Source organism: Kitasatospora sp. NPDC057500 (assembly GCF_042802195.1).
GTDB lineage: Bacteria > Actinomycetota > Actinomycetes > Streptomycetales > Streptomycetaceae > Kitasatospora.
On sequence record NZ_JBHVER010000242.1, the window covers coordinates 1 to 10,617 of the forward strand.

Annotated in this window: 10 protein-coding genes; 5 read left to right on the plus strand and 5 right to left on the minus strand. The window is 74.0% G+C overall.

Annotated elements, in window-relative coordinates:
• Positions 1-12: 12 nt before the first annotated feature.
• The 4 genes from ACFU74_RS32675 to ACFU74_RS32690 form a co-directional block, all read right to left on the minus strand.
• Complete coding sequence (locus tag ACFU74_RS32675) at positions 13-1,203, minus strand: DUF2510 domain-containing protein (protein WP_380763411.1); 1,191 nt, start codon at positions 1,201-1,203, stop codon at positions 13-15.
• Positions 1,204-1,302: 99 nt separating this feature from the next.
• Entirely contained in the window at positions 1,303-2,058 is a 756-nt protein-coding gene (locus ACFU74_RS32680) for a 3-oxoacyl-ACP reductase (RefSeq protein WP_380763422.1), read from the minus strand.
• A 90-nt stretch (positions 2,059-2,148) separates the two neighbouring features.
• Positions 2,149-3,540, minus strand: a complete 1,392-nt coding sequence (locus ACFU74_RS32685) for an aldehyde dehydrogenase family protein (RefSeq protein ID WP_380763424.1) — start codon at positions 3,538-3,540, stop codon at positions 2,149-2,151.
• Positions 3,541-3,545: 5 nt separating this feature from the next.
• Positions 3,546-4,967 (minus strand): glutamine synthetase family protein, encoded by a 1,422-nt coding sequence (locus ACFU74_RS32690; RefSeq protein ID WP_380763413.1) that lies wholly within the window; start codon positions 4,965-4,967, stop codon positions 3,546-3,548.
• A 155-nt stretch (positions 4,968-5,122) separates the two neighbouring features.
• Here ACFU74_RS32690 and ACFU74_RS32695 point away from each other — a divergent pair, with 155 nt between their 5' ends.
• Positions 5,123-5,872, plus strand: coding sequence for a gamma-glutamyl-gamma-aminobutyrate hydrolase family protein (locus ACFU74_RS32695; protein WP_380763426.1), 750 nt, complete (start codon positions 5,123-5,125; stop codon positions 5,870-5,872).
• Positions 5,873-5,936: 64 nt separating this feature from the next.
• On the opposite strand, the gene chrA is transcribed toward ACFU74_RS32695, so the two are convergent.
• Positions 5,937-7,106: a chromate efflux transporter gene (gene chrA / locus ACFU74_RS32700; RefSeq protein ID WP_380763415.1), complete on the minus strand. Its 1,170-nt coding sequence runs from the start codon at positions 7,104-7,106 to the stop codon at positions 5,937-5,939.
• A gap of 203 nt (positions 7,107-7,309) precedes the next feature.
• Here chrA and ACFU74_RS32705 point away from each other — a divergent pair, with 203 nt between their 5' ends.
• The 4 genes from ACFU74_RS32705 to ACFU74_RS32720 all read left to right on the plus strand — a co-directional run bounded on the left by ACFU74_RS32705 (position 7,310) and on the right by ACFU74_RS32720 (position 10,584).
• Positions 7,310-8,374, plus strand: a complete 1,065-nt coding sequence (locus tag ACFU74_RS32705) for a cation diffusion facilitator family transporter (protein WP_380763417.1) — start codon at positions 7,310-7,312, stop codon at positions 8,372-8,374.
• Positions 8,375-8,432: 58 nt separating this feature from the next.
• Positions 8,433-9,332: a 5'-3' exonuclease H3TH domain-containing protein gene (locus ACFU74_RS32710; RefSeq protein ID WP_380763428.1), complete on the plus strand. Its 900-nt coding sequence runs from the start codon at positions 8,433-8,435 to the stop codon at positions 9,330-9,332.
• A 134-nt stretch (positions 9,333-9,466) separates the two neighbouring features.
• On the plus strand, positions 9,467-10,243 hold the full coding sequence (locus ACFU74_RS32715; RefSeq protein ID WP_380763419.1) for a hypothetical protein: 777 nt from the start codon (positions 9,467-9,469) through the stop codon (positions 10,241-10,243).
• Positions 10,240-10,584: a winged helix-turn-helix domain-containing protein gene (locus ACFU74_RS32720; RefSeq protein ID WP_380763420.1), complete on the plus strand. Its 345-nt coding sequence runs from the start codon at positions 10,240-10,242 to the stop codon at positions 10,582-10,584. The genes ACFU74_RS32715 and ACFU74_RS32720 overlap by 4 nt, the downstream gene beginning before the upstream one ends.
• Positions 10,585-10,617: the final 33 nt, after the last annotated feature.

Genomic DNA, 10,617 nt, shown 5'->3' on the forward strand with positions numbered 1-10,617 from the left:
GACCGTGGCCTGTCAGGTGTTCGCGGTACCGGCGGCTCCGCCGTCCTGGCCGCCGCCGGGGAAGCCCGGGATGGCCGGCAGCCTGCCGCTGTAGTCGTCGATGCCCTTGACGATGGTGTCCATCACCGCGACGTCCGGCGCCTTGCCGGCGATGTCGAAGCCCAGGTGCACCGAGACCAGCGCCTTGCCGTCGGCGGACGGGAAGACCACGGTCTGGACGTAGCCGTCGTTGCCCTTGGCGGCGTCCACCTTCCAGCGGACCAGGTAGCCGTCGCGGCCGTCCACCTTGACCGCCTCGGACTTGAGCTCCTCGTGCGAGAGGATCTCGTTGTAGGAGTCCTTGGCGGCCTTCTCGATGTCGGCCTTGGCCGCCGCCTGCACATCGGTGCCGCCGCCGTCGATCCGGCCGGTGTTGGCGCCGCCGAGCGAGCAGGTGCCGCCGCCCTCGCAGTCGTAGGGGCCGATGCTGAGCGCGGCGAAGCCGTCGCGGGTGGTGCCCCCCTCCCAGCCGGAGGGGACGGGCAGGACCAGCCGGTTCACCACGTCGACGGCCCGGTCGTCGGCGTTCCCCTTGCCGTTGCCGTTGCCGTTGCCGTTGCCGTTGCCGTTGCCGTTGCCGCCGTTGCCGTTGCCGCCGTTGCCGTTGCCGCCGTTGCCGTTCCCCTTGCCGCCGCCCCCGTTGCTGCCGCCGTTGCCGTCGCCCCCGGGGCCGTCGTCCTGCGGGCCGCCGAAGTCCGGCAGCCCGGGCCACCGGCCCTCGCCGTCCTGCCCGGGCGGGCCGGCGGGGCGTGCGACGCGGCGCCGGTCGCCGTCGTCGTCGTTCATCGCCAGGTAGGTGACGCCCGAGCCGGCGCCCAGGCCGAGCACGGCCGCCACCGCCGCCGCGATCACCACCTTGGACGGCTTGCGCCGCTGCTTCGTGGCCGCCGGCGCCGGAACGCCGTAGACGGTGCCGAAGGGGGGCGGCTCCGGGTAGCGGACCGACGTCCCGCCCTCCAGCACCTCCCCCTCCAGCACCCGGGGCCCGGCGGCCTCGTCCGGCCCCGGAGCGTCGGCCGGCGGAGCCTCCGGCGGCGGCGCGTCCGAGGGTGCGGGCCGGGTGCTGGCCGTCCACCCCTTGCCGTCCCACCAGCGCTGCGGTCTCGGGTCGCTGGTGATGTCCTTCGGGTCCGGGTACCACCCGGCGGGGATCTGCTCACTCACGACAGAGAATCTAAAGGCAGCCGGATAAGCGCGAAATCAGCTGGGCCCCGAATTCCGGCCTTTTCCATGAGATTACGGTGAGAAGGTCCCCCGCGGGCCCTACAACGGGGTCACGTAGGCACCGGCGATCCCGCCGTCCACCAGGAACTCGCTCGCCGTGATGAAGGAGGAGTCGTCGCTGGCGAGGAAGGCCACCGCGGCGGCGATCTCCTCCGGGCGGGCGAAGCGGCCCAGCGGGATGTGCACCAGCCGGCGGGCCGCGCGCTCCGGGTCCTTGGCGAACAGCTCGCGCAGCAGCGGGGTGTCCACCGGCCCCGGCGACAGCGCGTTGACCCGGATGCCCTCCCGGGCGAACTGCACGCCCAGCTCGCGGGACATCGCCAGCACGCCGCCCTTGGAGGCGGTGTAGGAGATCTGCGAGGTGGCGGCGCCCATCCGGGCCACGAAGCTCGCGGTGTTGATGATCGAGCCGCGTCCGTGCCGGCGCATGTACGGCAGCGCGGCCCTGCAACAGAGGTAGACCGACGTCAGGTTGACCTCCTGGACCCGGCGCCAGGCGTCCAGTTCGGTGGTGAGGATGGAGTCGTCCTCCGGTGGCGAGATGCCGGCGTTGTTGAACGCCACGTCCACGCTGCCGCAGGTCTCGTAGGCCTCGTCGAAGAGCGCCTCGACCATCGCCGGGTCGGTCACGTCGGTGTGCACGAAGAGGCCGCCGACCTCCTCGGCCGCCGCCTTGCCGGTGGTCTCGTCGATGTCGGCGCAGACCACCTCGGCGCCCTCGGCGGCGAGCCGGCGGGCCGAGGCCAGGCCGATCCCGCTGCCCGCGCCGGTGATCACCGCCGTCCGGCCGACCAGCCGGCGGCAGACCGGCGCCGCGGGCTGCGCGGCCTTCTCCGACTTGTCGGACGCGTGCGGGTGATGGGGCTGGGGGGTCACCGGGTGCTCCTACTCCTCGGTCCGGATGAAGACGTTCTTGGTCTCGGTGAAGTGCGCCAGCGCCTCCGGCCCCAGCTCGCGGCCGACCCCGGACTCGCCGAAGCCGCCGAACGGCGTCCAGTACCGCACCGAGGCGTGCGAGTTGACGGACAGGTTGCCCGCCGCGACGCCCCGGGCCATGCGCAGCGCCCGGCCGAGGTCGCGGGTCCAGATCGAGCCGGACAGGCCGTACCGGGTGGCGTTGGCGAGCCGCAGCGCGTCCGCCTCGTCGGTGAACGGCAGGACGACCGCGACCGGTCCGAAGATCTCCTCGGTGACCGCGGGAACGTCCTCCCGGGTGGGCGCCAGCACCGTCGGCGGGTACCAGTGGCCGGGGCCGTCCGGCACCGCGCCGCGGGCCAGCACCGGCAGTTCGGGCGTCACGTACGACGCCACCCGGCGGACCTGCGCGGCCGAGATCAGCGGCCCCAGGTCGGTGCGCGGATCGGCCGGGTCGCCGGTGCGGATCCGCTCGACGGCCGGCAGCAGCAGCGCCAGGAAGTCGTCGTAGGCCTCGCGCTGGACCAGGATCCGGCTGCGGGCGCAGCAGTCCTGGCCGCTGTTGTCGAGGAAGGACGCCGGGTCGGCGGCGCCCTTGAGGTCGGCGTCCGCGAAGACGATGTTGGGGCTCTTGCCGCCGAGTTCGAGGGTGACCCGCTTGGCCCGGGCCGCGCAGCGGGCGGCGACCTCCTTGCCGACGACGGTCGACCCGGTGAAGACGATCTTGCGCACCGCCGGGTGGTCGACCAGGGCCCGGCCGGTGACCGGCCCGGCGCCCGGCACCACCTGGAACAGGCCCTCCGGGAGGCCCGCGGCGAGGGCGAGTTCGGCCAGCCGCAGCGCGGTGAGCGGGGTGGGCTCGGCGGGCTTCAGCAGGACGGCGTTCCCGGCGGCCAGGGCGGGGGCGAAGCCCCAGGCGGCGATCGGCATCGGGAAGTTCCACGGCGCGATCACCCCGACCACGCCGACGGGTTCGTGGAAGGTGACGTCCAGTCCGCCGGCCACCGGGATCTGCCGGCCGGTCAGCCGCTCCACTCCCCCTGCCGCGTACTCCAGCAGGTCGCGGACGTTGCCCGCCTCCCAGGTGGCGTTGCCGATGGTGTGGCCGGCCTCGGCGACCTCCAGGGCGGCGAGTTCGGGGACGTGCACGTCCACCTGGTCGGCGAAGCGGCGCAGCAGCCGGGCGCGTTCCCCGGGGGCGAGGGCGGCCCAGCCGCGCTGCGCCGCGGCGGCGCGCCGTACGGCGGCGTCGAGTTGCCCGGGGGTGGTGTCGGGGACGGTGCCGAGGACCTCGCCGGTGGCGGGGTTGCGCAGGGTGCGGTCGGCGGGCCGCGCCCCGGTGAGGGTGGTGGTCGTGTCGATGGTTGTCACATCCGCTCGAAGGATCGGTAGCGCTCCCAGTCGGTGATGGCGCTGTCGTAGGCGGCCTGTTCGACCCGGGCCATGTGCAGGTAGTGCTCGACCACGTCGTCCCCGAAGGCGGTGCGGGCGAGTTCGCTCGCACCCCACAGGTCGGCCGCCTCGCGCAGCGAGGCGGGCACCCGGGCGTAGTCGTCGACGGCGTAGGCGTTGCCGAGGCAGGGGGCGGGCAGTTCGAGCTTGCGCTGGATCCCGTCGAGTCCGGCGGCGATCATGCCGGCCACCGCCAGGTACGGGTTGACGTCGCCGCCGGGCACCCGGTTCTCCATCCGCAGGCCGGCGCCGTGTCCGACCACCCGGTAGGCGCAGGTCCGGTTGTCCCGGCCCCAGGCGACGGCGGTCGGGGCGAAGGAGCCGGGGCGGAAGCGCTTGTAGGAGTTGATGTTCGGCGCGTAGAGCAGGGTGAACTCGCGCAGTGCGGCGAGCTGTCCGGCCAGGAAGTGCCGCATGGTGTCGGTCATCCGGCCGTCCGCGGCGGCGAAGGCCGGGGCGCCGACGGCGTCGCGCAGCGAGAGGTGGATGTGGCAGCTGTTGCCCTCGCGCTGGTCGTACTTGGCCATGAAGGTGAGCGCGCAGCCGAGTTGGGCGGCGATCTCCTTGGCGCCGGTCTTGTAGACGCTGTGCTGGTCGCAGGTGGTGAGGGCGTCGGCGTAGCGGAAGGCGATCTCGTGCTGGCCGAGGTTGCACTCGCCCTTGGCGGACTCCACGACCAGGCCGGCGCCGGCCATCTCGATGCGGATGCGGGAGAGCAGCGGCTCGACCCGGGCGGTGCCGAGCAGCGAGTAGTCGGCGTTGTAGAGGTTGGCGGGGGTGAGGCCGCGGTAGCCGCCCTGCCAGGCCTGTTCGTAGGTGTCGCGGAAGACCAGGAACTCCAGTTCGGTGCCGATGTCCGCAGCCAGGCCGTGTTCGGCGAGCCGGTCGATCTGGCGCCGCAGCAGCTGGCGGGGCGCGGCCGCCACCGGGTGGCCGCCGCGGCCGGCCAGGTCGGCGGTGACCTGGGCGGTGCCGGGCTGCCAGGGGGTCAGGCGCAGGGTGGACAGGTCGGGGCGCATGGCGAAGTCGCCGTAGCCGCTCTCCCAGGAGGAGAGCGCGTAGCCGTCCACCGTGTTGAGCTCGACGTCGACGGCGAGCAGGTACTCGCAGGCCTCGGCGCCGTGCTCGGCGACCTCGTCCAGGAAGAAGCGGGCGGCGAAGCGCTTGCCCTGGAGGCGGCCCTGCATGTCGGTGAAGCCGAGGGCGACGGTGTGGACCTCGCCGGCGTCGACCAGGGTGCGCAGCTCGTTCAGGGTCAGCGGGGCGCGGCGCGGCGGGGTGCCGGGTACGGCGCCGGGGGGCGCGGTGGTGCCGGGCGCGGCGGTGCGGTCGGACATGGCGGACGCCCTCCTCGTCGATCACGCAGCGAGACCAAGCGGTCACAGGGAACCGTACGGCCTGTCGCGGAGGGCGCGGAAGAGGGCGGCGGGTGTGGCGCGCCGATGTGCGAGGTTGACGAGGGATCGGGCGGGACGGGAGGAGAATGCGCGCCATGGATCGCAGGCCTTTTGTCGGCGTCAGCACCTATCTGGTGGACGCGAGTTGGAGCGACTGGCGGGATCGCCGGGTGGCCCTGGTGCCGCAGCGGTACACCGCGTACGTCCAGGACGCGGGCGGGATCGCGGTGCTGCTGCCGCCGGACGCCCCCGAGCGCGCCCCGGAGGTCCTCGCCCGGCTCGACGCCCTGGTCATCGCGGGCGGGCCGGACATCGACCCCGCCTACTACGGGCAGCCGCCGCACCCGCTGAGCGACATCGACGCGGTGGAACGGGACGTCTGGGAGAGCGCGCTGCTGCGGGCTGCGCTGGCGGCCGGGATTCCGCTGCTGGGGATCTGCCGGGGCATGCAGGTGCTCAACGTGGTGTGCGGCGGCACGCTGATCCAGCACCTGCCGGACGTCGTCGAGGTGGACGTGCACGGCGGCTCGCCCGGCCGGTACGGGACGCACGTGGTGCGGCCGGTGCCGGGCACGCTGCTGGGCGGGTTGCTGCCGGAGCCCGAGCTGACCGTGCCGACCTTCCACCACCAGGCGGTGGACCGGCTGGGGACGGGGCTGCGGGTGAGCGCGCACGCGCCGGACGGGACGGTGGAGGCGGTGGAGGGGCCGGGGTTCACGCTCGGGGTGCAGTGGCATCCGGAGCAGGGTGACGACCTGCGGGTGATGCAGGCGCTGGTGCGGGCGGCGACGGCGGCGCGGTCGGTGCAGCTGGAGCCGGTGGAGGTGGGGTCGCCGGTCGGGTAGCCGGTGCGGGGCTCCCGGCCGGCGCTCCCGGTCGGCGCTCGTGGCAGGCGCCTACAGCAGGGGCCTACGGCAGGGGCAGCCCGGCCGCCGACGCGATCACCCCGGCCGCGCCGGCGGCCAGCAGGGCGAGCACCACCCCGCGCCGGGCGGCGACCAGCCAGAGCAGTGCGAGGGCCAGTACGGCCCACTGCCAGCCGTGGGCGAGCGCGGCGGCGAGCGGCAGCGCCGAGCCGGCGATGGCGCCGACCACCGCCGGTCCGGCGCCGGTCAGGAAGTCCTGCACCCGTCGGTCGGCGCGCAGCCGGTCGAAGTGCCGGCCGCCGAGGAGCACGAAGAGGAAGGACGGCGCGAAGGCGACCGCGGCGGCGAGCAGCCCGCCGGCGATCCCGGCGGCGGCGTAGCCGACCACCGCGACGGTCTGCACCACCGGGCCGGGGGTGACCTGGCCGAGGGCGACGGCGTTGAGGAACTGTCCGTCGGTCATCCAGTGGTAGCGGTTCACGGCGTCGTCCCGCATCAGCGGGATGATCACGAACCCTCCGCCGTAGGAGAGCGCGCCCACCTTGAACGCCACCCAGGCCACCGCACCGAGCCCGCCGAGCGCGGGCAGCCCGGCGGCGAGCGGCAGGGCGCTCGCGGCGCGTCCGCGGCCGTGCCCCGGCTCCCGTCCACGGGCCCGGACGGCGACCTCGGCCAGCCCGGAGGCGATCAGCACCAGGACCAGCCAGGGCCCGGTCAGCACGGCCGCCACCGCCCCGGCGAGCGCGTACCCGGCCCAGCGGGCGCGGGCGGCCCTCGCCCGTCCGGCTCTGCCGAAGCTCGCGGGGACCAGCGAGGTGGCCGCCTGCACGGCGACCGCCGGGACGGCCGCGCCCGCGCCGGCGGCCGCGCCGAGCACCCACGGCGGCGGGTCGCCGGCCAGGAACAGCACGGCGAGGGCGAGGATCAGCGCGAGTCCGGGGGCAATGAAGCAGGCCCCGCCGACCAGCGCGCCCGGGGTGCCGCGCAGCCGCCAGGCGGTGAGGATCGCGAGCTGGGTGGAGGCCGGCCCGGGCAGCAGGTTGGTCGCCGCGATGCCGTCCTCGAACTCGTCCGGGGAGAGCCACTTGCGCCGCTCCACGCAGAGCCGGCGCAGCAGCAGGATGTGTGCGGGCGGTCCTCCGAAGCCGGTGATGCCGATCCGGCCCCATTCGCGGGCGATCGTGCCCAGGCTCACCCGTCCGGTCGTCTCCATGCGCGTCTCCCCTGTTCAGCGGCGGCGCGACGATACCGGACGGGGGTTACCGCACGGCAATGACAACGGTCTCCAGTGCAGCCTTTGGATCTTCCTCCGATCTGCGGTTCACTTCGAGTGCGAGGCGCTCGCGCGCCCCGCCGGTTACCCCCCGCGCGTTCCTGCGCGTTCATGCGTCCCATGTGTTCCAGGAGAGGACTTCGATGGCCGGCCACGAGCACTCCCACCATGATCATGAGCATGACCAGAAGGACCGGAAGCATGCCCATGGCGGGCACGGTGGCCACGGTGGCCACGGCGGCCACTCGCACGGCGTCGCCGCCGACGCCGACCGCCGCTGGCTGGTGATGGCGCTCGCGCTGATCGTGGTGTTCATGGCCGGCGAGGTGGTGGTCGGCTTCGCCGCCAAGTCGCTCGCGCTGATCTCGGACGCGGCGCACATGCTCACCGACGCCGCCTCGATCGTCCTCGCGCTCATCGCCATGCGGCTCTCCGCCCGCCCCGCGCGCGGCGGCTACACCTACGGCCTCAAGCGCGCCGAGATCCTCTCCGCCCAGGCCAACGGCGTGACCCTGCTGGTGCTGTCCGCCTGGCTCGGCTACGAGGCGATCAGCCGGCTGTTCGAACCCCCGGAGGTGACCGGTTCGCTGGTGCTGGTCACCGCGCTGGTCGGTGTGGTCGTCAACATCGCCGCCACCTGGTGCATGTCCAAGGCCAACCGCAGCTCGCTGAACGTCGAGGGCGCCTTCCAGCACGTCCTGACCGACCTGTACGCGTTCATCGCCACCGCCGTGGCCGGTGTGGTCATGGTGACCACCGGCTTCGCCCGGGCCGACTCGATCGCCTCCCTCATCGTGGTCGCGCTGATGCTGAAGGCGGGCATCGGCCTGGTCCGCGACTCCGGGCGGATCTTCCTGGAGGCCGCGCCCGCGGGCGTCGACCCGGACGCGGTGGCCGACCGGCTGGTCGCCCAGCCGCTGGTGGAGGAGATCCACGACCTGCACATCTGGGAGATCACCTCCGGCCAGCCCGCGCTCTCCGCGCACATCCTGGTCACCCCGGGCGGCGACTGCCACTCGGTGCGGCGCGACCTGCAGCGCCGGCTCGCCGACGAGTACGGCATCACCCACAGCACCCTCCAGGTCGACCACGTCGGCGAGGACGAGGCCGGCGCGCTGCTGCAGATCACCACGCCCGGCGACCTCACCCCCGAACACTGCGCCGACGCCCACGGCCCCGTCCACCGCGCCGGGCCGCACGAGCACTAGCGGGCCGTCCATGTCGTCCCGGTACGGCATGATCGGAGGCGTGACCGCACCCCGCCTGATGCTGCTCGACTCCGCCAGCCTCTACTTCCGGGCCTACTACGGTGTACCGGACACCCTGCGCTCGCCGCAGGGTGAGCCGGTCAACGCCGTCCGGGGCCTGCTGGACTTCATCGCCCGGCTGGTCCACGACCACCGGCCCGACCAGCTGGTCGCCTGCATGGACGCCGACTGGCGGCCCCAGTGGCGGGTGGACCTCATCCCCTCCTACAAGACCCACCGGGTCGCCGAGGCCGCCGCCGACGGCGAGGAGGAGGTGCCGGACACGCTTGCCCCGCAGGTCCCGGTGATCGAGCAGGTGCTGGACGCGCTCGGCATCGCCCGGATCGGCTCCCCCGGCTACGAGGCGGACGACGTGATCGGCACGCTGACCGCCCGGGCCACCGGTCCGGTGCAGATCGTCACCGGCGACCGCGACCTGTTCCAACTGGTCGACGACGCCCGCGCGATCACCGTGCTGTACCCGGTCAAGGGCATGGGCAACCTCCAGGTCACCGACGACGCGCTGCTGCTGGAGAAGTACGGCGTGCGCGGCGCCCAGTACGCCGACCTGGCCGCCCTGCGCGGCGACCCGAGCGACGGCCTGCCCGGCGTCAAGGGCATCGGCGAGAAGACGGCGGCCCAACTGATCCACGAGTACGGCGACCTGGCCGGCATCCGCACCGCCGCCCAGGACATCGGCTCGGGCCTCACCCCGGCCCGCCGGCGCAACCTCCTGGAGGCCTCCGCCTACCTGGACGTCGCGCCCACCGTGGTCGGCGTCGCCACCGACGCCCCGGTGCCCGACTTCGACCCCGCCCTGCCGGCCGAGCCCCTCGACCCGATGACCCTGGAGGCCCTCGCCGCCCGCTGGGGCCTCGGCACCTCCCTGGACCGCGTCCTGGAGGCGCTGACCGGCTGATCCGCGTCCCGCTCCCCCGGGGCCCGCCGCATCGCGCGGCGGGCCCTTCTGCTTTGCCACGCCGTGAACTCTTGACCGCAATCTGCTTTGCGATGCAAAGTTGGCGAACTGGCACGACGTCACCAGGGGGAAGCATGAACACACTGCACCGGAGCGACCCGGCGGAGCTGCTCGCCGCGACGGAGGGCCTGCGCGCCCGGGCCCGCACCCGCCTGCGCGGCTCGGGCGTCCCGCTGCTCACCTTCGGGCTGCTCGCCCTCGCGGCCGCGCCGATCGCCCGGGAGGCCTGCAACTTCCCGGCCGACGGGCGCAGCATCATTTCGTACCCGGCCTTCGCGTACTCGGAGTACATCGACCTCTGCGTGCCGCACTCGTTCGACGGCCCGTGCGAGCGGGGCGAGTTCGACGGAGCCATCCTCCGCTTCGCCGGCTGGGGCCTCTGGTACGCCCTCCTGCCGCTGGCCTGGTTCGTCCTCGCCCGCTGGTACCGGCGGCGCGGGGTGACCCGCGGCATAGTCCCGCACCGCCGCGCCTGGCTCGGCACCGCGGCCGTCGCCGGCGTCCTGATCGCGGCCGTCCCGTTCGTCCTGCTGTTCTCCCACCGGGTGCCGCAGCGCGTCTCCTTCCTCGCGAACAGCTACGCCTCGCCCTGGTACGTGGTCGGCATCGGCCTGCTCGTCCTCGGCCTCACCGAGCGCAACCGCGTGGTGGCCGTCACCGGGCTCGCCCACGCCGTGCTGCTCACCGCCTACCTCTCGGAGCTCTGGGGCGCCGGCTGGCTGCCCTGGCTCGACCACTTCGACACCGCGTGGGCCACCGGCTCCCAGCCGAAGGCCCTGCTGCTCGCCGCACTCCTGCTCGCCCCCGGCCTGGCCCAGTGGACCGCCGGATCCCGTACGGTCACCCCATGAGCGTTGCGGACGACACCGAGGAGCAGCATCCGACCCTGGCCCTGGACGACACCGTCCACCAGCGGGTCCGGCTCGGCATCCTGGCGATCGCCCGCGAGGCCGAGAGCGTCGAGTTCGCCTTCCTCAAGCAGGAGTTGGGGCTCACCGACGGCAACCTCTCGCGCCACCTGAAGGTCCTGGAGGACTCCGGCCTGGTCGCCGTCAACAAGGGCTACGCCGGCCGCCGCCCCCGCACCTGGATCGCCCTCACCCCCACCGGCGCCCAGGCCCTCGACCACGAACTCCGCGCCCTCCGCGCCCTCGTCCACCGCCTGGAAGCCGCCGGCCCCCCACCCACCTGACCCCCTGCTCCGCCTGTGGGGGCGGGAGTGGGA